The sequence below is a fragment of the Pseudomonas sp. N-1-13 genome, assembly GCF_057787095.1.
Genome location: NZ_JBYNRI010000001.1, coordinates 1608336 through 1627543 on the forward strand (window position 1 = coordinate 1608336; position 19208 = coordinate 1627543).

Below are 19208 nucleotides of genomic sequence, written 5' to 3' on the forward strand. Positions count from 1 at the left end.
ACATGGAAAATGGCACGTCGCAGGCATCGTGAAGAACACGTCAACCATGAACGCTGGCTCGTCTCTTACGCCGACTTCATCACGCTGCTGTTCGCTTTTTTCGTGGTCATGTATTCGATCTCGTCGGTCAACGAAGGCAAGTACAAGGTTATTTCCGAGGCGCTGATCGGCGTGTTTACCGACTCCGACCGCGCCCTCAAGCCCATCCCCATTGGTGATGAGCGGCCCAAGACCACCACGCCGGCCAAACCGCTGGTCAGGGACTCCGAGCAGGTCGATGCCGGTATCGCTGGCGGCAGCGATCCGTTGAAAAGCATTGCCGATGACATCAGCGCGGCGTTTGGTGATCTGATCAGCTCCAATCAGATGACCGTGCGCGGCAACGAGTTGTGGGTTGAGATCGAACTCAATTCCAGCCTGTTGTTTGGCAGCGGCGATGCCATGCCCAGCGACATGGCATTCAACATCATCGATAAAGTGGCCGCGATCCTCAGGCCTTTCGACAACCCGATCCACGTAGAAGGCTTCACAGACGATCAGCCGATTCGCACTGCGCAGTACCCGACCAACTGGGAACTGTCCTCGGCGCGTTCGGCGAGCATCGTGCGCATGCTCGCGATGCAGGGCGTAAACCCCGGCCGGCTGGCGTCGGTGGGCTATGGTGAATTCCAGCCGGTGGCCAACAATGCCACCGCCGAGGGGAGGGCGCGCAACCGGCGAGTGGTGTTGGTGGTGTCGCGCAACCTTGAGGTGCGCCGCAGCCTGACCGGGACCGGTACGGCCCATGCAACACCGGATGCGGCATTGAAGCGTGCTGGCACACAAACTGCACCGACCCAGCCCAAGTCGCCGGGAAGACAGAGCGCCGTCAATTCTCCGTCACCCGCTTTATAACCGAGCTATTTCTCGGTCGAGCCTTTATCGACCGGGAGGAACAATCCGAATGAGAGTCTGGGCAGTCGCCAATCAAAAAGGTGGTGTGGGTAAAACCACATCTTCCATCGCTTTAGCCGGATTGCTGGCCGAGGCGGGCAAGCGCGTGGTCATGGTCGATCTGGACCCCCACGGCTCGATGACCAGCTACTTTGGTTACGATCCCGACAGTCTGGAGCACAGCAACTACGACCTGTTCCTGCACAAGGGCGGTGTGCCCGAAGGCTTGCCGGGGCAGTTGCTGCTGTCCACCAGCGATGAGCGGATTTCCCTGCTGCCATCCAGCACCGCCCTGGCGACCCTGGAACGGCAGTCGCCGGGACAAAGCGGTCTGGGCTTGGTGATCGCCAAGAGTCTGGCGCAACTGTGGCAGGACTTCGATTACGCGATCATCGACAGCCCGCCGCTGCTTGGCGTGCTGATGGTCAACGCCTTGGCGGCCAGCCAGCAATTGGTTATCCCGGTGCAGACCGAGCATCTGGCAGTCAAGGGCCTGGAGCGCATGGTCAATACCCTGGCGATGATCAACCGCTCACGCAAGCAATCGTTGGCCTTCAACATCGTGCCGACCCTGTTTGATCGTCGGACCCAGGCGTCCCTGGGCACCCTGCGCGTGCTGCGGGACATGTACCCGGATGACATCTGGCAAGGCTACATTCCGGTCGACACGCGTTTGCGTGACGCCAGCCGTGCCGGTGTGACCCCTTCGCAATTCGATGGCAAGAGCCGCGGCGTGCTGGCCTACCGGGCGCTGCTCAAGCACCTGCTGGCCCAGCAGCTCGTTTCGCAGCAGGTGGCTTAAGGTGACGAGGCTTACCAAAGGCATTGCACTCGCTTGTGAGCGCTCAAGTCCAGGCGCATACATGCCGATAACCTTTTCAAGTGGCGCACTGTTCTCATGAGCCGCCCGATAAAGACAACCTCGCGTCCGCAACTGGCCCTGCAGTCTTATCTGGATGGGCTGCTGCAGGAAGCAACCGAAGAACTGCCACCGCAACCGAGCGTGATCGAGGCGTTGCCCGAGACCGTCGAAGCCGAAGGTGGACTGGATGAATTTCAGGCGGCCGTGCTCGAAGAGCAGGCCCGTGATGCACACAAAACAGTGATTGCCGCGGCAGTCGAGGCTCCGTTCATCAAGCCTCAGGTGGCAGTGATGCAAGCGCCTGCGCCGATCCTGGCGCCGGTCTCGACCGTTGCACCGTTGCTGCAGGGCCTGGTGACGCCGGTGGTGGAAGTTCATCTGCCACCGAGCAGCCCACCGCCGCCGGTGCCGACCGACGACCGTCCGGCCTGGGCCGCCGAGCCGTTCGAGTGTTTGTTGTTCGATGTGGCCGGGTTGACCCTGGCGGTGCCGCTGGTATGCCTGGGATCGATATATTCCCTGGCCGGGCAGGAACTGACGCCGTTGTTCGGTCAGCCGGAATGGTTCCTGGGGATCCTGCCGAGCCAGGCCGGCAACCTGAAGGTGCTGGATACCGCGCGCTGGGTGATGCCGGACCGTTATCGCGATGATTTTCGCCAGGGCCTGCAATACGTGATTTCGGTGCAAGGGTATGAATGGGGTTTGGCGGTGCATCAGGTCAGTCGCTCGCTGCGCCTGGACCCGAACGAGATCAAGTGGCGCAGCCATCGAGGCCAACGGCCATGGCTGGCCGGTACGGTGATCGAGCACATGTGCGCCTTGCTGGACGTTTCCGAGCTGGCCGAATTGATCGCCAGTGGCGGGGCAAAACACCTGGGCGGCGCCAAGCCGGTTCAGAAACCGAAATAAGACAACCCGTGGCGCACCACGTCACGGGGCAGAACACACACCGCCACAGGCGGTTTTTCGAGGGGTCAGGGTATGAATGATAAGGCGTCGTCTCTCAAGGGTTCCGAAGATCCGATTTTGCAATGGGTGACCTTCAAGCTCGATAACGAAACCTACGGCATCAACGTGATGCGCGTTCAGGAAGTGCTGCGCTATACCGAGATCGCCCCGGTACCCGGTGCGCCAAGCTACGTGCTGGGCATCATCAACCTGCGCGGTAACGTGGTCACGGTGATCGACACTCGCCAGCGGTTTGGCTTGAACTCCACCGAGGTCAACGACAACACCCGTATCGTGATCATCGAGGCCGACAAGCAAGTGGTCGGCATCCTCGTCGACAGCGTCGCTGAAGTGGTTTACTTGCGTCAGTCGGAAATCGAAACCGCGCCGAACGTCGGTAACGAAGAGTCGGCCAAGTTCATCCAGGGCGTGTGCAACAAGAACAACGAGTTGCTGATCCTGGTCGAGCTGGAGAAGATGATGAGCGAAGAGGAATGGTCGGAACTGGAGAGTATCTGATTTGATTCTTGAGGTAGCAGTCATTGTCCTGTTCCTTTTCTGGGCAGGCACGCTGGCGATGTTTGTCGCGTACATACGCGGCCAGCGGCAGATCGCCGCTCAGCAGGCCCAGGGCGATGCGTTGCGTGATCAACGCATCCGCGACCTGGCCAAACGCGTCGACGATTACCAGAACGGCACCGTGCGCATGGGCGAAGCCCTGCACGAGCTACGCGCCGTGGTCGCTCCGTTGCCGGACAAACTGGCCCAGTTGGAGCAGCGCGACCCCTCCAGCCTGTCCTTCGCCCAGGCCGCTCGCCTGGTGGGCATGGGCGCCAGCGTCGACGAACTGACCCAAGCCTGCGGCCTGACCCAGGCCGAGGCGGAGTTGATGAGCAAGTTGCATAAGGGCGGCTGATAGTTTCAAGCGGCAAGCTGCAAGAAAGATCAAGAGATCGCAGCCTTTGGCAGCGTCTACAGGGTTCACATTCCCCTGTAGGCGTTGCTGAAGGCTGCGATTTTTTTTGGGGTGCGCTTTTGTGGCGAGGGGATTTATCCCCGCTGGATCGCGAAGCGGTCCTGAATCTGGGCGATCCGGCGAGTCAGAGAAAATGAGTCGCTTTTTTTGGGGTTGCTACGCAACCCAGCGGGGATAAATCCCCTCGCCACAGGAACAGCATCGCAGTGATCAATAATCGTCGCCGCGATCGGTCACATCCTTCTCGACACTTGGCGCGTTCGGGTCATAGCCCTGGGGGAATTTGCCTTTCAAGTTCCAGGCAAAGGCAATGATTTCGGCAATGGTGCGATACAACTCTTCCGGGATGCTGTCGCCCAGTTCCATCCGCGCCAACAGCTTCACCAATTCAGCGTTTTCATAGATCGGCACTTCGCTTTCGCGGGCGATCCGCAGGATTTCCTCGGCCAGGGCTTCGTCGCCCTTGGCGGTGAGGGTCGGGGCGTGGAGGCCGTCGTACTTGAGGGCGATGGCCTGGCGTGGTGCGGTGTCGGTTGTCATGCGGTTTCGTCCACCCAGCGTTGTTCCAGTCGCGTCTTGGGGCCTTGGGGCGGGGTGCCGAGGTGGCAATCCAGGTCGCCAACGTTCAGGCCGCAGGTCACCAGGCGTTCACGCAGCGCGGTCAGATTGTTTTCGATCAGGCTGGCGGTGTACGGCCGCTCTGCCCATAGCTGGCTCGACAGGCTGCCGCTGAGCAACTGGGCCTGAATCTGCAGCGGCCCCAGTGGCTCCATGTCGAACGCCAGCTCGACCCGCCAGAGCTGCTGTTTCGGCTCGCGTTCTTCACGGCGTTCCGGTGACTCCTCCCGGGGCGGGGTTTCCTCGCGCTGGAACTTGACCTGCAGCGGCACGATGTCCTGCAGGTTGCGCATGGGGATTTCCAACTGCCAGGTGCTCATCAGCCGACCGTCGTCGGTCAGGCCCGTCTGTTCCAGGCTCGACAATTGATGGCTTTGCAGGCGCGACACGGCGGCGGCGGCCAGACGCAACAACTGTTCCAGGTCGCCTTCATCGTCCTGGCCTTTCAACAGGCGCGAGGGCAGGGGGAAACTGGTGGGTTGCGGCTTGACGCTGACCTGGCCGAGGGTGCCGAGGGCGTTACGCACGAAGCTGGGCAGCACCTGGGCCAAGGTGTTGGCGGCGATGATGGCGGCGAGGTTGGTTGAGGCGGGCAGGGCCGGGGTCAGTTGGGCGATCAGTTTCAGCAGATCGCCCTTCATGTCTGGCGCCAGGCTCGGTACTTGCCCGGCCAGCAGTTTGCTTTCCAGGAACGCGCCGCTGGCGGCCATGGCCTGGGCCAGGCCCTTGGGTGTGCTCAGTTGCTGGATGTCGGGCAGGCCCGCCAACAGGCGTGTCACCGCAGCGCGCAACTCGACGCCAGGGTCGTCGCTGGCCGGAAGCTTTTGCAGCGCGGTGTTTTGCAGCGCGGTGACCAGGCTGTCCAACGAGCCCTGGCGGCTCATCTGCGTGACCAGTTGCTGGCTCACCGCCAGTTGTTCCTGGCGGTTGCTCAAGGGGACAAATTTCAAGGTTTGGGCGTCTTGTACCTGAGCGCTCAATAGCGTGCCGATGCGCAGCGGTTGCGGGCTGTCGATGTCCAGGGTACTGCCGGCCTGGGCGGTGTTGAGCAGGCTCACCAGCGACCGGTACACCGCGGGTTGCCCCGGCAACTGCGGCAACGCCTGGCTGGTCAGTACCTTGCCTTGCAGCAGCGTGCCGACCGGCATCTGTGCCGTGTCGATACGGGTCAGGGTGGCGACGCTCGAGGCGATGGCCTGCTGCACGGTAATCGCCAGGTTGCTGGCAGACGGCTGAGTCACGGCCAGGCTGGTGCCTTGGGGCAATGGCTGGGTGCTGGTGGCTTGCACGGTGGTTTGGCGACCGCTCTCCAGGGTGACCTTGAGCAACAGCTGGAAGGTCTGTTCCGCCTGCTTGAGCGACAACACCTCGGCCTTGGCGGTCTGGCCCGCACCGATCAGGCCTTCGACCGGCGTCAGCAATTTGAGCAGCTCGCCCGTGACCGCCGGCATACGGGTTGTTGCCGAGGCCTGAGGCAACGGCGGGATGTTCATGTCGCCTGTCATCTGCGGTCTTACCTTGGGAAACTAATTGAGCACGCCCCCTGGGGCATGACATGTATAATGCCGCCGGTCTTTCAGGGAGTGGCGAAAACCTTGCAATTGTTTGACGCAGCTCTGTGGAACCGGCCGCCAAAGCATCTATGCTGCACCTCTTTAACGGCCGCTGCATTGCCGACTTGAACCGTATAAGGCCCGCTATCCCTTGACCAGTCCTCTCCTGCAAACCGTTGGCCTCGCCTGTGAGCGAGATTTGCGGCTGCTTTTCGAGAATCTCCAATTGAGACTCTCGCCTGGCGATATGGTGCAGATCAGCGGTCCCAACGGCAGTGGCAAGACCAGCCTGTTGCGCCTGTTGGCCGGGTTGATGCAGCCGACCGCCGGCCAAGTGCTGCTCAATGGCCAGCCGTTGCACAGCCAGCGCAGCGAACTGGCCCGCAATCTGCTCTGGATCGGCCATGCCGCTGGCATCAAGGATTTGCTGACGCCTGAAGAAAACCTCAGTTGGCTCTGTGCGCTGCATCGACCGGCCGGGCGCGAGGCGATCTGGCAGGCGCTGGCGACGGTGGGCCTGCGCGGCTTCGAAGACGTGCCGTGCCACACCCTGTCCGCCGGCCAGCAGCGCCGCGTGGCCCTGGCCCGGTTATATCTCGACAGCCCGCCGCTGTGGATTCTCGACGAGCCGTTCACCGCCCTGGACAAGCAGGGCGTGGCGCAACTCGAGGAGCACCTGGCCGGGCACTGCGAGAGGGGCGGCATGGTGCTGTTGACCACTCACCACACATTGGCGCGGATGCCATCCGGTTATCGCAACATCGATCTTGGGAACTGGGCTGTATGAGTGTGTTTGGCCTGCTGCTTGCCCGCGAGGCGCGCCTGTTGTTCCGCCGTCCGGCCGAACTGGCCAATCCGCTGGTGTTCTTCGCGATTGTCATCGCACTGTTCCCGCTGGCGGTCGGTCCCGGGACTCAATTGTTGCAAACCTTGTCGCCGGGGCTGGTCTGGGTGGCGGCCCTTTTATCGGTCCTGCTCTCGCTGGACGGGCTTTTCCGCAGTGATTTCGAGGACGGATCCCTGGAACAGTGGGTCCTTTCGTCGCACCCCCTGGCCCTTCTGGTTTTGGCCAAGGTACTGGCACACTGGGTTTTTTCCGGCCTGGCGCTGGTGCTGCTCTCGCCTCTGCTGGCAATGATGCTGGGCTTGCCCGCTGCCTGCATGCCGGTATTGTTGGTATCGCTGTTGCTGGGCACGCCGGTGTTGAGCCTGCTCGGCGCAGTCGGCGCGGCATTGACGGTGGGGTTGAAGCGCGGCGGCCTGTTGCTGGCGCTGCTGATCCTGCCGCTGTATATCCCGGTGTTGATCCTCGGCAGTGGCGCCTTGCAAGCCGCGCTGCAAGGCATGCCGGCAACCGGTTATCTGCTGTGGCTTGGGAGCCTGACCGCCCTGGCGATAACCCTGACACCCTTTGCAATAGCCGCTGGCCTGAAAATCAGCGTCGGCGAATAATAATGAGGCCTGGTCAAGAACTGACCACTTCTTTTGAAGTAAAGGCAGACCTGGCGACTCGTAATGACGAGTCGCAACCGTGATGGAAACAGCAATGAACTGGACCTGGTTTCATAAGCTCGGCTCACCCAAGTGGTTCTACGGCATCAGCGGCAAACTGCTGCCCTGGTTGAGCATCGCCGCACTGCTGCTGATCGGCATCGGCGTGGTCTGGGGCCTGGCCTTCGCACCGCCGGACTACCAGCAGGGCAACAGCTTTCGCATCATCTACATTCACGTTCCCACGGCGCTGTTGGCCCAGTCCATCTACGTGATGCTGGCGGTGTGTGGCGTGGTCGGGCTGGTGTGGAAGATGAAACTGGCGGACGTGGCCCTGCAATGCGCCGCGCCGATCGGTGCCTGGATGACCGCCGTAGCGCTGGTCACCGGGGCGATCTGGGGCAAGCCGACCTGGGGCTCATGGTGGGTCTGGGATGCCCGACTGACGTCGATGCTGATCCTGCTGTTTCTGTACTTCGGTCTTATTGCGCTGGGCAACGCCATCAGCAATCGTGACAGCGCCGCCAAGGCCTGCGCGGTACTGGCGATTGTCGGCGTGATCAACATCCCGATCATCAAGTACTCGGTGGACTGGTGGAACACCCTGCACCAGGGCGCGACCTTCACCCTCACCGAAAAACCGGCGATGCCTGTGCAAATGTGGCTGCCGCTGTTGCTCACCGTGCTGGGTTTCTACTGTTTCTTCGGCGCGGTGCTGCTGCTGCGCATGCGCCTGGAAGTGCTCAAGCGCGAGTCCCGGGCCAGTTGGGTGAAGGCCGAAGTACAGAACAGCCTGGAGGCCGCTCGATGAGTTTTGCATCATTCGGCGATTTTCTCGCCATGGGCCATCACGGCCTGTATGTCTGGTCCGCCTATGGCATCTGCCTGGCGGTGCTGGCCCTCAACGTGGCGGCGCCGATCCTGGCCCGCAAGCGGTATCTGCAACAAGAGGCGCGTCGTCTGCGCCGGGAGAATGGTCAGTGAATCCGCTGCGCAAAAAACGTCTTGTCATCATTCTTGCCATCCTGGTGGGGGTCGGTGCCGCAGTCGGCTTGGCCCTGAGCGCCTTGCAACAGAACATCAACCTGTTTTACACCCCGACCCAGATTGCCAACGGCGAAGCACCCAAGGACACGCGCATTCGTGCCGGCGGCATGGTGGAGGAGGGGTCTCTGGTGCGTTCCGGGGATTCGCTGGACGTGAAATTCAACGTCACCGATTTCAACAAGACCGTGACCATCACCTATCGTGGCATCCTGCCGGACCTGTTTCGCGAAGGGCAGGGCATTGTCGCCCTGGGTAAGCTCAATGCCGAAGGCGTGGTGGTGGCCGATGAAGTCCTGGCCAAGCACGACGAAAAATACATGCCGCCGGAAGTGACCAAGGCTTTGAAAGACAGCGGCCAGTCGGCGCCCGCTCCCGTGAAGGAGGGTTGATCGATGACCGGTCTGTTTATTCCCGAGCTGGGTCACCTGGCGATGATCCTGGCCTTGTGTTTCTCCATCGTTCAGGCGGTGGTGCCTTTACTCGGTGCCTGGCGTGGCGATCGTTTGTGGATGAGCCTGGCCCAGCCGGCGGCTTGGGGGCAGTTCGCCTTCATGTTGTTCGCCTTTGGTTGCCTGACCTACGCGTTCATGGCTGATGATTTCTCCGTGGCCTACGTTGCCGGTAACTCCAACAGCGCCTTGCCTTGGTACTACAAGTTCAGCGCGGTGTGGGGCGCCCATGAAGGGTCTCTGTTGCTCTGGGCGTTGATCCTCGCCGGCTGGACCTTCGCGGTCTCGGTGTTCTCCCGGCAGTTGCCCCAGGTAATGCTGGCCCGGGTGCTGGCGGTGATGGGGATGATCAGCATCGGTTTCCTGTTATTCCTGATCGTTACCTCCAATCCGTTCGAGCGCATCCTGCCCCAGGTGCCGATGGACGGTCGCGACCTCAACCCGTTGCTGCAGGACATCGGCCTGATCGTTCACCCGCCGATGCTCTACATGGGCTACGTTGGATTCTCCGTGGCCTTCGCCTTCGCCATTGCCGCGTTGCTGGGCGGTCGTCTCGATGCCGCCTGGGCGCGCTGGTCGCGTCCCTGGACCATTGTCGCCTGGGCCTTCCTGGGCATTGGCATCACCCTGGGTTCGTGGTGGGCCTACTACGAACTGGGCTGGGGTGGCTGGTGGTTCTGGGACCCGGTGGAAAACGCCTCCTTCATGCCCTGGCTGGTGGGCACCGCGCTGATCCACTCCTTGGCCGTCACGGAAAAACGCGGCGTGTTCAAGAGCTGGACGGTGCTGCTGGCCATCGCCGCATTCTCCCTGAGCCTGCTGGGAACCTTCCTGGTGCGTTCCGGCGTACTGACTTCGGTGCATGCCTTTGCCTCTGACCCTGAGCGTGGCGTGTTCATCCTGATGTTCCTGCTGTTCGTGGTCGGCGGCTCGCTGACGCTGTTCGCTGTGCGCGCGCCGGTGGTGAAAAGCCAGGTCGGCTTCAACCTCTGGTCCCGGGAAACCCTGCTGCTGGGCAACAACCTGGTACTGGTGGTTGCCGCGTCGATGATCCTGCTGGGCACGTTGTACCCGTTGGTGCTCGACGCGCTGACCGGCGCCAAGCTGTCGGTCGGCCCGCCGTACTTCAATGCCTTGTTCATTCCGCTGATGGCGATCCTGATGGTGGTGATGGCTGTCGGCATGCTGGTGCGCTGGAAAGACACACCGGTCAAATGGCTGATGGGCATGCTGACGCCCGTGCTGCTGGGCACTGCTGCCCTGGCCGTCATCGCCGGGATCGCGTATGGCGATTTCAACTGGGCGGTGCTGGCGACCTTCGTGCTGGCGGCCTGGGTATTGCTGGCCGGGGTCAGGGATATCTTCGACAAGACCCGCCACAAGGGCTTGATCAAGGGCCTGCCAACCCTGACCCGCAGCTACTGGGGCATGCAGCTCGCCCACCTGGGTATCGCGGTCTGCGCCTTGGGCGTGGTGCTGTCCAGCCAGAACAGCGCCGAGCGCGACCTGCGCCTGGCGCCCGGAGAGTCCATGGATCTGGGTGGCTATCAGTTTGTCTTCGAGGGTGCCAAACATTACGAAGGCCCGAACTTCACTTCCGACAAAGGCACCGTGCGGGTGCTCCGCGACGGCCAGGAAGTGACCGTGCTGCATCCGGAAAAGCGCCTCTATACCGTGCAGAATTCGGTGATGACCGAAGCCGGGATCGATGCCGGTTTCACCCGCGACCTCTACGTAGCGCTGGGTGAGTCCCTGGGCGATGGCGCGTGGGCGGTGCGGGTCCACGTCAAGCCGTTCGTGCGCTGGATCTGGTTCGGCGGCTTGCTGACCGGCCTGGGTGGCGTGCTGGCGGCCTTGGATCGTCGTTATCGGGTCAAGGTAAAAACCCGGGTGCGTGAAACCCTGGGCATGACGGGAGCCCCTGCATGAAACGTTGGTTGATGCTGTTGCCGCTGGCGCTGTTTTTGTTGATGGCGGTGTTTTTGTACCGGGGGCTCTACCTGAACCCGGCCGAATTGCCCTCGGCGATGATCGGCAAGCCGTTCCCTGAGTTTTCCCTGCCGTCGGTGCAGGGCGACAAGACACTGACGCGGGCGGACCTGCTGGGTAAACCGGCACTGGTCAATGTCTGGGGCACCTGGTGCATTTCCTGCCGGGTTGAACATCCGGTATTGAACAAACTGGCCCAGAATGGCGTGGTGATCTACGGCGTCAATTACAAGGACGTCAACGCCGATGCCTTGAAGTGGTTGGCCGAATTCCACAACCCGTATCAACTGGATATCCGCGATGAAGAGGGCTCCCTGGGCCTGAACCTGGGCGTCTACGGGGCGCCGGAAACCTTTTTCATCGACGCCAAGGGTGTCATCCGCGACAAGTTCGTCGGCGTGATCGACGAACAGGTCTGGCGCGAGAAGCTGGCCGCCAAGTATCAGGCGCTGGTCGACGAGGCCAAGCCATGAAGCGCTGGTTAGCAGCCCTCATCCTCGGGGTGAGCCTGGCGGGCGTTGCCCACGCTGCCATCGATACCTATGAATTCGCCAACGAGGGCGAGCGCGAGCGGTTTCGTGAATTGACCAAGGAGCTGCGCTGCCCCAAGTGTCAGAACCAGGACATCGCCGATTCCAACGCACCGATTGCCGCCGACCTGCGCAAGGAAATTTTCCGCATGCTCGGCGAAGGCAAGGACAACCAGCAGATCATCGATTTCATGGTGGACCGCTATGGGGAGTTCGTGCGCTACAACCCGGCCTTGACCTCCAAGACCGCGCTGCTCTGGTTTGGCCCCGCCGGGCTGTTGTTCGGTGGTTTCGTTGTCATCGCGGTGATTGTGCGCCGCCGCCGGGTCCAGCGCACGGCTGCCCCGGACACGCTTTCTGTCGAAGAGCGCCAGCGCCTCGACCAACTGTTGGATAAAACCAAGCATGATTGATTTCTGGCTCGCCGCAGGTCTGCTTCTCCTGATTGCCCTGAGTTTTCTGTTGATCCCTGTATTGCGCGGTCGCCGCGCCCAGCGCGAGGAGGACCGTACCGCGCTCAACGTGGCGCTGTACCAGGAGCGTGTCGCCGAGTTGCAGGCCGAGCAGGAAGAGGGCGTGCTGAACGCCGCGCAACTGGACACCGGCCGCGCCGAAGCCGCGCGTGAACTGCTCGCCGACACCGAAGGCGCCGATGCGCCGCGCGAGTCTCGCTTGGGGAAACCGTTGCCGTTACTCGCCGCCGTGCTGGTGCCGGTGTTGGGCCTGGGGTTGTATCTGCATTTCGGCGCCAGCGACAAGGTCGAGCTGACCCGTGAGTTCGCCCAGGCACCGCAGTCGATGGAAGAAATGACCCTGCGCCTGGAGCGCGCAGTGGCCGCGCAACCGGATAACGCCGAGGGCTTGTATTTCCTCGGTCGCACCTACATGGCCCAGGACCGACCGGCGGATGCGGCGAAGATCTTCGAGCGCACCGTGGTGGTGGCCGGCCGGCAACCCGAGCTGCTCGGGCAATGGGCTCAGGCGCAGTATTTCGCCGATGGCAAGAAATGGTCGGACAAGGTCCAGGCCCTGACCGACGAAGCGCTCAAGCTCGATCCCAAGGAAGTCACCAGCCTGGGCCTGCTGGGAATCGCCGCGTTCGAAGGCGAGCGCTATCAGCAAGCCATTGATTATTGGGGCCGCCTGCTCGCGCAACTGCCGGAAGGCGACAAGTCCCGTGAGGCGCTGCAGGGCGGTATCAACCGCGCCACCGAGAAGCTTGAGGCCAGCGGCGGCAAGGTCGCCCAAGCGCCAGTGAGCAAGGCTGCGGCATTGCTCAAGGTGCGCGTCGAGCTGGCGCCAGCGCTCAAGGCCAAGGTGCAGCCGGGCGACAGCGTGTTCATCTTTGCCCGCGCCGCTTCCGGCCCGCCGGCGCCGCTGGCGGCCAAGCGCCTGACCGTCGCTGACCTGCCTGTTACCGTGGAGCTGGGCGACGCGGACGCCATGATGCCGCAACTGAAACTGTCGAACTTCCCTGAAGTCCAACTGGTGGCGCGCATTTCCCGGGCCGGTCAACCGACCGCCGGTGAATGGATCGGCCGCAGCAAGCCTCTGGCGAGCAGCACCACGGCGCAGCAACAACTGACTATCGACAGCCCGGATAAATAACAGGAATTCGCACCATGACCGCCATCGCTCGTATCACCCTGCTCACGCTCGTCCTGGGCCTGAGTGCTTGTGCGGTCCAGCGTCCGCCGCAGCCGTCGGCGCCGCTGCCTCCCATCCCGTCTTCAGGCCCGGCCACCAAGCCGGGGCCGTCGACCGCCCCAAGCAAGCCCGTCACACCGAACACACCGGCCAAGCCGTTGCCTCGTACTTCCGCCAGCTTCGCCCCACCACCCGGCGGCAATAGCCACTGGGACGCCAAACTTGGGGTCTATGTGCTGGACAATCACACCAACACCTTCTATCGCCAGCGCACCTATTACCGCTGGAGCAACGGCTGGAGCCGCTCCATCAGCCCGAACGGGCCGTGGGAAGAAACCACCATCGAAGGCGTTCCGGCGGGGTTGGGGCGTCAATTCCACTAAGAGAGACCAGCCTGTGGCGAACCGGCTCGCCCCGGCTGGGCTCGACAGCTGCTACGCAGTTTGGCCGGTGATGAGTTCAAGGTTCGACCTGTCATGCCCGGCGTCGTAGAATGCGCGCCTTTGCGAGCCTTCACCGGCCAACCGCGTATTTATCGGAGCACCTGACCATGACGACTACCCCGACCGGCGACTACCTGGAAACCCTCTACGAAGGCTACGGCCAGCGTTTTCGGATGGACAAGCTGCTGCACGAAGTGCGCACCGAGCACCAGCACCTGGTGATTTTCGAGAACCCGCGCATGGGCCGGGTGATGGCGCTGGATGGCGTGATCCAGACCACCGAAGCCGATGAATTCATCTACCACGAAATGCTGACCCACGTACCGATCCTCGCCCACGGCGCGGCCAAACGCGTGTTGATCATCGGCGGTGGCGACGGCGGCATGTTGCGTGAAGTGACCAAGCACCTGGGCGTTGAGCACATCACCATGGTGGAAATCGACGGCACCGTGGTGGACATGTGCAAGGCGTTCCTGCCCAACCACTCCAAGGGCGCCTACGACGACCCGCGCCTGAACCTGGTGATCGATGACGGCATGCGTTTCGTCTCCACCACCCAGGAGAAGTTCGACGTCATCATCTCCGACTCCACCGACCCGATCGGCCCGGGTGAAGTGCTGTTTTCGGAAAACTTCTACCAGGCCTGTCATCGCTGCCTGAACGAAGGCGGCATTCTGGTGACCCAGAACGGCACGCCGTTCATGCAACTGGGCGAAGTACAAACCACTGCCGGGCGTCTGCGTGGCCTGTTTGCCGACTGGCATTTCTACCAGGCCGCCGTGCCGACCTACATTGGCGGCGCCATGACTTTCGCCTGGGGCTCGACGGATACTGCCTATCGCAAGCTGACCCGCGAGACCCTGCGTGAGCGCTTCATTGGCAGCGGCATTGTTACCCGCTACTACAACCCTGAAGTTCACATCGGCGCGTTCGCCATGCCGCAGTACGTCTTGCAGGCGATCAACAAGCCAAGCAACGACTGATCAGGACTCACAAGCTGTGGCGGGGGTTATATCCCCTGACCACAGAGAGGTTCGACACAGACTCATCGGGCAATCCGGAGTTTTTTGTGTTTGCTAATAGTTATTGAACAAAATTTTCACAGGACCTTGCGGACAATCCCGGCGCCTGTTGCCGTCGGTGAATGAATGGCGATGCTCAGCCATTCATTCAACGCTCGCGCACTCGCGCAGACCCAGGGATCCGGGTGATGGTCGGCATAGGACGCGCCGTTGTTCTATTCGCCCTCAACCCCATTAGGTCCTTACACGACATGGCAATCCCGGACGCCCTGAGTCAGCAACGCACCACGCATCGCCTGCTGCAACCGACCGTCAAATCTCACCTGGCCTACACGTTGCTCTGTGCCTTGGTGATGATGATCATGTTCAGCCTGTTGCGCGTTGCGCTACTGGTCTACAACCGCGAAATGATCCTCGACACCCCGGCCTCGACCTTCGTCGAGGCGTTCGTCAACGGTCTGCGTTTTGACCTGCGTCTGGTGGTCTATCTGTGTATTCCGCTGCTGCTGGCCTTGTTCAGCGCGCGGGCCATGGCGGCTCGTGGTTTTTTTCGTTTCTGGCTGACCGTGACCGCCAGCATCGCGCTGTTCCTCGGTCTGATGGAGATGGACTTCTACCGCGAGTTTCACCAGCGTCTCAACGGCCTGGTCTTCCAGTATGTGCAGGAAGACCCGAAAACCGTGATGAGCATGCTCTGGTATGGGTTCCCGGTGGTGCGCTACCTGTTGGCGTGGGCCGTGGGCACGCTGATCCTCACGATGGCGTTCAAGGGCGCCGACCGCGCGACTCGACCGCGCGGGCCGTTCAGTGGCGGCACCATTGGCACACGCCAGGTGGCTCCGTGGTACGGGCGTGTCGCGGTGTTCATGGTCTGCTTGGTCGTGGCCGTGGGCGCCGCCCGGGGTACCTTGCGCCAGGGGCCGCCGCTGCGCTGGGGTGACGTCTACACCACCGATTCGAACTTTGCCAACCAGTTGGGCCTTAATGGCACGTTGTCACTGGTGGCCGCGGCCAAGAGCCGGATGTCCGAACACCGCGACAACATCTGGAAAGCCACCCTCGAGCAACCGCTGGCCCAGCAGACGGTGCGGGACATGCTGGTGATGCCCGACGACAAACTGGTCGATGCAGACACCGCCGCCGTACGTCGCGACTACACGCCACCGGCCGACAAGACTTTGCCGATCAAGAACGTGGTAGTGATTCTCATGGAAAGCATGGCGGGGCACTCGGTAGGTGCCTTGGGCGCGCCGGGCAATATCACGCCTTATCTGGACAAACTGTCCAAGGAAGGTCTGCTGTTTGACCGCTTCTTCTCCAATGGTACCCACACCCATCAGGGCATGTTCGCCACCATGGCCTGCTTCCCGAACCTGCCGGGCTTCGAGTACCTGATGCAGACACCTGAAGGCAGCCACAAGTTTTCGGGGCTGCCGCAACTGCTCAGTGCCCGCAACTACGACGACGTGTATGTCTACAACGGTGATTTCGCCTGGGACAACCAGTCGGGTTTCTTCAGCGGCCAGGGTATGACCACGTTCATCGGGCGCAATGATTATGTGAACCCGGTGTTCTCCGACCCCACCTGGGGCGTGTCCGACCAGGATATGTTCGACCGCAGCCTGATCGAACTCAAGGCACGGGAAAACGGCAAACCGTTCTATGCGTTGCTGCAGACCCTGTCCAACCACACGCCGTATGCGCTGCCGACACCGTTGCCGGTGGAACCGGTCACTGACCGTGGCAGCCTGAATGCGCACCTGACTGCCATGCGCTATTCCGATTGGGCCCTGGGTCAGTTCTTCGAAAAGGCCCGCAAGGAGCCTTATTTCAAGGAGACGCTGTTTGTCATCGTCGGAGACCACGGCTTTGGTAACGAGCGCCAGATTACCGAAATGGACTTGGGCCGTTTCAACGTACCGATGCTGTTGATCGGCCCGGGTATCCAGGAAAAGTTCGGCCAGCGCAACCACACCGTGGGCACACAGGTCGATATCGTCCCGACCATCATGGGCCGGATCGGCGGGCAAGTGCGTAACCAGTGCTGGGGCCGCGATCTGTTGAACCTGCCGCCAGGCGACAGTGGATTTGGCGTGATCAAACCGTCGGGCAGTGATCAGACCACGGCGATTATCCGCGACGACAAGATTCTGGTACTGCCAAGGGAAAAGGAAATGGCGCCGAAGCTGTACCGCTACCAACTGGGTGCCCAGCCACGCGCGGATGTCATCTCCGACGCGCCGCAGGCTCTCGAAATGAAACTCAAGCTGGAGGCGTTTCTGCAAACCGCTACCAAGAGCCTGCTGGATAACACCGCCGGCGTGACACAAGGTGTTCCGGACTGAGAAGTTCCGCCCATAAAAAAGAGGCCTTAACGGGCCTCTTTTTTTGTCACTTAGTGGTTCATATCTTGCCCAGTAATAGCAGGATCAACAGCACTACCAGTACGACACCGATGATTCCGGACGGACCGTAACCCCAACTTCTAGAGTGCGGGAAGACCGGCAGGCCACCGATCAGCAGGAGGATCAGGATAATGATGAGTATTGTGCCCATTGTTGATTTCCTTATTGGTCAGTTCTGGAGTGATGCAACTTTCAACTACCAGCACGCATGCGTTAAATCCGGGCGGCTTAATAAGTACGACCGTAACGTCCTGTAAAAAATTCAAAGTCTTTTTGAGGCGTGAAAGAACCCGTCTTCGGGAGCAAAGCGGGCTCGCGCTGCAAACGACACCATCTTCCAGAACTGCGTCGCGCCGATCGCGAGCAAGCTTTGCTCCCACAGGCGGTTCCACTGGGTTGTTCCCCTCAAAACCTATTAAGGTTTGCCCTCGCCATTCAGCACTCTGATGGAGCGTGGGTGCGGCGGGGTCCTTCGCTACACTCGGCGCATCTCTCCCGGAACAACAAGGCTGTTTCCTATGCAAAATCGCATGATGATTACCGGTGCCGGTTCTGGCCTGGGTCGCGAAATCGCGCTGCGCTGGGCCCGCGAAGGCTGGCGCCTGGCCTTGTCGGATGTCAGTGAGCCGGGCCTTCAGGAAACCCTCAGGTTGGTGCGTGACGCTGGCGGCGACGGTTTTGTCCAGCGCTGCGACGTGCGCGACTACAGCCAACTGACGGCGTTTGCCCAGGCCTGCGAAGAGAAGCTCGGTGGCATCGACATCATCGTCAACAATGCCGGTGTGGCCTCGGGTGGGTTCTTCAGTGAACTGTCCTTGGAGGATTGGGACTGGCAGATCGCAATCAACCTGATGGGCGTGGTCAAGGGTTGCAAGGCGTTCTTGCCGTTGCTGGAAAAAAGCCACGGCAAGATCATCAACATCGCCTCCATGGCCGCCCTGATGCAAGGCCCGGCCATGAGCAACTACAACGTGGCCAAGGCTGGTGTGGTGGCGCTGTCGGAAAGCCTGTTGATCGAGCTGGCACAGCAGGAAATCGGTGTGCATGTGGTGTGCCCGTCGTTTTTCCAGACCAACCTGCTGGACTCCTTCCGCGGCCCGACGCCGGCAATGAAAGCCCAGGTTGGCAAGCTGCTGGAAAGCTCGCCGATCAGCGCTGCCGAGATTGCCGATTACATCTATGAACAGGTCGCCCAGGGCCAGTTCATGATCCTGCCCCACGAGCAAGGGCGCATGGCCTGGGCCATCAAGCAGAAGAATCCGCAATTGCTGTACGACGAAATGACCGTCATGGCCGACAAGATGCGCGCCAAGGCTCGACAGAACCCGAGTTGACCTGAGTGTCCGGCGTCCTCAGGATGGCCGCATTCGGCCCTCCTGATGGACGCTCACATGCTCAACTATTTTTGGTTCTTTCTCGCCGCGCTGTTTGAAATCGCCGGCTGTTACGCGTTCTGGATGTGGCTACGCCAGGGCAAGAGCGCCTGGTGGATTGTGCCGGCCCTGTTGAGTCTTACGCTGTTCGCCCTGTTGCTGACCCGCATCGAAGCGACCTACGCCGGTCGTGCCTACGCCGCTTATGGCGGTATCTATATCATCGCCTCGATCGGCTGGCTGGCCGTGGTGGAGCGAGCGCGGCCGCTGACTTCCGACTGGGTGGGGGTGGCGCTCTGCGTGTTGGGGGCGAGTGTGATTCTGTTCGGTCCGCGGATTTCCGCCTCTTGAATAAGTCCGCTAGCTGACAGGGTTTTGCAGGACGTTTCCTTCAGTTGCCAGAGTGTTGCTTGTAGGGCGTTACTGAATTCTTGAAGGTGTCTTGAGAACCTCAGGCGGGGCGGGCATGGTCAAGTTCCAGATATTCTTAAGGACAAGAACCATGCTCGTACTTAGCCGCGCTGTGGGTGAACTGATTTCCATCGGTGATGATATTTCCGTCCGAGTGCTCTCGGTCAACGGCACCACTGTTCGTTTTGGCGTGGAAGCGCCACGGCACATCGACGTTCATCGCTCCGAGATATACGAAAAGATTCAGAAAAAAAGGGCCCTGGCCAGTCGCAAGGTCTGCTCAGTCGAATAGATGCTTGGGCACGTCGTGCTTGAGCATCAACTGGCACTGTTCGCTTTCCGGGTCGAAGACGATCATCGCCTGGCCTTTGGTCAAGGCTTGCCGGACCCGCAATACGCGGGTCTCCAGCGGCGTGTCATCGCCATTGTCGGTGCCGTCGCGGGTCACGAAATCTTCGATCAGGCGAGTGAGCGTGTCGACTTCGAGTTGGTCGTAAGGGATCAGCATGGG

General features: G+C 61.3%; 24 protein-coding genes. 20 read left to right on the top strand and 4 right to left on the bottom strand.

All coding sequences use genetic code 11. From position 1 onward, the window contains the following. Positions 1-9 precede the first annotated feature (9 nt). The 5 genes from motD (at position 10) to AC3I65_RS07415 (ending at position 3659) form a co-directional block, all read left to right on the top strand. Positions 10-894: a flagellar motor protein MotD gene (gene motD / locus AC3I65_RS07395; protein WP_047226265.1), complete on the top strand. Its 885-nt coding sequence runs from the start codon at positions 10-12 to the stop codon at positions 892-894. Positions 895-943: 49 nt separating this feature from the next. Beyond that, positions 944-1735, top strand: coding sequence for a ParA family protein (locus AC3I65_RS07400; protein ID WP_047226266.1), 792 nt, complete (start codon positions 944-946; stop codon positions 1733-1735). 96 nt (positions 1736-1831) lie between these two features. Then, on the top strand, positions 1832-2704 hold the full coding sequence (locus AC3I65_RS07405) for a CheW domain-containing protein (protein ID WP_047226267.1): 873 nt from the start codon (positions 1832-1834) through the stop codon (positions 2702-2704). Between the two features lie 72 nt (positions 2705-2776). Further along, complete coding sequence (locus AC3I65_RS07410) at positions 2777-3262, top strand: chemotaxis protein CheW (RefSeq protein WP_024778681.1); 486 nt, start codon at positions 2777-2779, stop codon at positions 3260-3262. Position 3263: 1 nt separating this feature from the next. Continuing rightward, the gene (locus AC3I65_RS07415; RefSeq protein WP_047226268.1) at positions 3264-3659 is read left to right on the top strand and encodes a DUF2802 domain-containing protein; all 396 of its coding nucleotides are present in this window, start codon (positions 3264-3266) and stop codon (positions 3657-3659) included. Positions 3660-3929: 270 nt separating this feature from the next. Here the strand turns inward: AC3I65_RS07415 and AC3I65_RS07420 are convergent, their stop codons facing one another. Both AC3I65_RS07420 and fliK read right to left on the bottom strand, forming a co-directional pair. Continuing rightward, positions 3930-4259: an EscU/YscU/HrcU family type III secretion system export apparatus switch protein gene (locus tag AC3I65_RS07420; RefSeq protein ID WP_047226269.1), complete on the bottom strand. Its 330-nt coding sequence runs from the start codon at positions 4257-4259 to the stop codon at positions 3930-3932. Next, positions 4256-5842, bottom strand: a complete 1587-nt coding sequence (gene fliK / locus AC3I65_RS07425) for a flagellar hook-length control protein FliK (protein ID WP_488523595.1) — start codon at positions 5840-5842, stop codon at positions 4256-4258. The genes AC3I65_RS07420 and fliK overlap by 4 nt, the downstream gene beginning before the upstream one ends. Positions 5843-6041: 199 nt before the next feature. Between fliK and ccmA the strand changes: the two genes are divergently transcribed. The 12 genes from ccmA to AC3I65_RS07485 all read left to right on the top strand — a co-directional run bounded on the left by ccmA (position 6042) and on the right by AC3I65_RS07485 (position 16853). Continuing rightward, a complete protein-coding gene (ccmA, locus tag AC3I65_RS07430; RefSeq protein WP_047226271.1) occupies positions 6042-6677 on the top strand; it encodes a cytochrome c biogenesis heme-transporting ATPase CcmA in 636 nt (211 codons plus the stop codon). Then, positions 6674-7342 (top strand): heme exporter protein CcmB, encoded by a 669-nt coding sequence (gene ccmB, locus AC3I65_RS07435; RefSeq protein ID WP_047226272.1) that lies wholly within the window; start codon positions 6674-6676, stop codon positions 7340-7342. Before ccmA ends, ccmB begins: the two co-directional genes overlap by 4 nt. A gap of 94 nt (positions 7343-7436) precedes the next feature. Then, the gene (locus AC3I65_RS07440) at positions 7437-8192 is read left to right on the top strand and encodes a heme ABC transporter permease (protein ID WP_047226273.1); all 756 of its coding nucleotides are present in this window, start codon (positions 7437-7439) and stop codon (positions 8190-8192) included. Then, entirely contained in the window at positions 8189-8365 is a 177-nt protein-coding gene (gene ccmD, locus AC3I65_RS07445; protein ID WP_007939192.1) for a heme exporter protein CcmD, read from the top strand. The genes AC3I65_RS07440 and ccmD overlap by 4 nt, the downstream gene beginning before the upstream one ends. Next, a complete protein-coding gene (gene ccmE, locus AC3I65_RS07450; RefSeq protein ID WP_047226274.1) occupies positions 8362-8817 on the top strand; it encodes a cytochrome c maturation protein CcmE in 456 nt (151 codons plus the stop codon). The genes ccmD and ccmE overlap by 4 nt, the downstream gene beginning before the upstream one ends. Positions 8818-8820: 3 nt before the next feature. Then, entirely contained in the window at positions 8821-10806 is a 1986-nt protein-coding gene (locus AC3I65_RS07455) for a heme lyase CcmF/NrfE family subunit (RefSeq protein WP_047226275.1), read from the top strand. Further along, positions 10803-11339, top strand: a complete 537-nt coding sequence (locus AC3I65_RS07460; RefSeq protein ID WP_047226276.1) for a DsbE family thiol:disulfide interchange protein — start codon at positions 10803-10805, stop codon at positions 11337-11339. Before AC3I65_RS07455 ends, AC3I65_RS07460 begins: the two co-directional genes overlap by 4 nt. Then, positions 11336-11809, top strand: a complete 474-nt coding sequence (locus tag AC3I65_RS07465) for a cytochrome c-type biogenesis protein (protein ID WP_047226277.1) — start codon at positions 11336-11338, stop codon at positions 11807-11809. The genes AC3I65_RS07460 and AC3I65_RS07465 overlap by 4 nt, the downstream gene beginning before the upstream one ends. After that, positions 11802-13004, top strand: coding sequence for a c-type cytochrome biogenesis protein CcmI (gene ccmI / locus AC3I65_RS07470; protein ID WP_288913607.1), 1203 nt, complete (start codon positions 11802-11804; stop codon positions 13002-13004). Before AC3I65_RS07465 ends, ccmI begins: the two co-directional genes overlap by 8 nt. A gap of 14 nt (positions 13005-13018) precedes the next feature. Further along, entirely contained in the window at positions 13019-13426 is a 408-nt protein-coding gene (locus AC3I65_RS07475) for a lipoprotein (protein ID WP_047226279.1), read from the top strand. Positions 13427-13593: 167 nt separating this feature from the next. Continuing rightward, positions 13594-14469, top strand: coding sequence for a polyamine aminopropyltransferase (gene speE, locus AC3I65_RS07480; protein WP_076385812.1), 876 nt, complete (start codon positions 13594-13596; stop codon positions 14467-14469). Between the two features lie 290 nt (positions 14470-14759). Continuing rightward, a complete protein-coding gene (locus tag AC3I65_RS07485; RefSeq protein WP_047226281.1) occupies positions 14760-16853 on the top strand; it encodes an LTA synthase family protein in 2094 nt (697 codons plus the stop codon). 58 nt (positions 16854-16911) lie between these two features. On the opposite strand, the gene AC3I65_RS07490 is transcribed toward AC3I65_RS07485, so the two are convergent. Beyond that, on the bottom strand, positions 16912-17064 hold the full coding sequence (locus tag AC3I65_RS07490; RefSeq protein ID WP_018606531.1) for a DUF3309 family protein: 153 nt from the start codon (positions 17062-17064) through the stop codon (positions 16912-16914). A gap of 367 nt (positions 17065-17431) precedes the next feature. On the opposite strand from AC3I65_RS07490, the gene AC3I65_RS07495 reads away from it, so the two are divergent. The 3 genes from AC3I65_RS07495 to csrA all read left to right on the top strand — a co-directional run bounded on the left by AC3I65_RS07495 (position 17432) and on the right by csrA (position 18989). Continuing rightward, positions 17432-18247, top strand: a complete 816-nt coding sequence (locus tag AC3I65_RS07495; RefSeq protein WP_047226282.1) for an SDR family oxidoreductase — start codon at positions 17432-17434, stop codon at positions 18245-18247. A 57-nt stretch (positions 18248-18304) separates the two neighbouring features. After that, positions 18305-18637, top strand: a complete 333-nt coding sequence (locus AC3I65_RS07500) for a YnfA family protein (protein ID WP_047226283.1) — start codon at positions 18305-18307, stop codon at positions 18635-18637. A gap of 151 nt (positions 18638-18788) precedes the next feature. Beyond that, the gene (gene csrA, locus AC3I65_RS07505) at positions 18789-18989 is read left to right on the top strand and encodes a carbon storage regulator CsrA (protein WP_047226284.1); all 201 of its coding nucleotides are present in this window, start codon (positions 18789-18791) and stop codon (positions 18987-18989) included. Here csrA and AC3I65_RS07510 read toward each other — a convergent pair. Next, positions 18978-19205: a YheU family protein gene (locus AC3I65_RS07510; RefSeq protein WP_047226285.1), complete on the bottom strand. Its 228-nt coding sequence runs from the start codon at positions 19203-19205 to the stop codon at positions 18978-18980. The two genes, csrA and AC3I65_RS07510, sit on opposite strands and share 12 nt — an antisense overlap. Between the last annotated feature and the right edge of the window lie 3 nt (positions 19206-19208).

Excerpts from the sequence above, each read along its gene's own strand:
- AC3I65_RS07405 (WP_047226267.1), top strand. The coding sequence starts at position 1,832 with ATGAGCCGCCCGATAAAGACAACCTCGCGTCCGCAACTGGCCCTGCAG.
- fliK (WP_488523595.1), bottom strand. The coding sequence starts at position 5,842 with ATGACAGGCGACATGAACATCCCGCCGTTGCCTCAGGCCTCGGCAACA.
- ccmI (WP_288913607.1), top strand. The coding sequence starts at position 11,802 with ATGATTGATTTCTGGCTCGCCGCAGGTCTGCTTCTCCTGATTGCCCTG.
- csrA (WP_047226284.1), top strand. The coding sequence starts at position 18,789 with ATGCTCGTACTTAGCCGCGCTGTGGGTGAACTGATTTCCATCGGTGAT.
- AC3I65_RS07490 (WP_018606531.1), bottom strand. The coding sequence starts at position 17,064 with ATGGGCACAATACTCATCATTATCCTGATCCTCCTGCTGATCGGTGGC.
- AC3I65_RS07455 (WP_047226275.1), top strand. The coding sequence starts at position 8,821 with ATGACCGGTCTGTTTATTCCCGAGCTGGGTCACCTGGCGATGATCCTG.
- AC3I65_RS07400 (WP_047226266.1), top strand. The coding sequence starts at position 944 with ATGAGAGTCTGGGCAGTCGCCAATCAAAAAGGTGGTGTGGGTAAAACC.
- AC3I65_RS07510 (WP_047226285.1), bottom strand. The coding sequence starts at position 19,205 with ATGCTGATCCCTTACGACCAACTCGAAGTCGACACGCTCACTCGCCTG.
- AC3I65_RS07410 (WP_024778681.1), top strand. The coding sequence starts at position 2,777 with ATGAATGATAAGGCGTCGTCTCTCAAGGGTTCCGAAGATCCGATTTTG.
- motD (WP_047226265.1), top strand. The coding sequence starts at position 10 with ATGGCACGTCGCAGGCATCGTGAAGAACACGTCAACCATGAACGCTGG.
- AC3I65_RS07420 (WP_047226269.1), bottom strand. The coding sequence starts at position 4,259 with ATGACAACCGACACCGCACCACGCCAGGCCATCGCCCTCAAGTACGAC.
- ccmD (WP_007939192.1), top strand. The coding sequence starts at position 8,189 with ATGAGTTTTGCATCATTCGGCGATTTTCTCGCCATGGGCCATCACGGC.
- AC3I65_RS07460 (WP_047226276.1), top strand. The coding sequence starts at position 10,803 with ATGAAACGTTGGTTGATGCTGTTGCCGCTGGCGCTGTTTTTGTTGATG.
- AC3I65_RS07465 (WP_047226277.1), top strand. The coding sequence starts at position 11,336 with ATGAAGCGCTGGTTAGCAGCCCTCATCCTCGGGGTGAGCCTGGCGGGC.
- ccmB (WP_047226272.1), top strand. The coding sequence starts at position 6,674 with ATGAGTGTGTTTGGCCTGCTGCTTGCCCGCGAGGCGCGCCTGTTGTTC.
- AC3I65_RS07500 (WP_047226283.1), top strand. The coding sequence starts at position 18,305 with ATGCTCAACTATTTTTGGTTCTTTCTCGCCGCGCTGTTTGAAATCGCC.
- AC3I65_RS07475 (WP_047226279.1), top strand. The coding sequence starts at position 13,019 with ATGACCGCCATCGCTCGTATCACCCTGCTCACGCTCGTCCTGGGCCTG.
- AC3I65_RS07485 (WP_047226281.1), top strand. The coding sequence starts at position 14,760 with ATGGCAATCCCGGACGCCCTGAGTCAGCAACGCACCACGCATCGCCTG.
- AC3I65_RS07495 (WP_047226282.1), top strand. The coding sequence starts at position 17,432 with ATGCAAAATCGCATGATGATTACCGGTGCCGGTTCTGGCCTGGGTCGC.
- AC3I65_RS07440 (WP_047226273.1), top strand. The coding sequence starts at position 7,437 with ATGAACTGGACCTGGTTTCATAAGCTCGGCTCACCCAAGTGGTTCTAC.
- speE (WP_076385812.1), top strand. The coding sequence starts at position 13,594 with ATGACGACTACCCCGACCGGCGACTACCTGGAAACCCTCTACGAAGGC.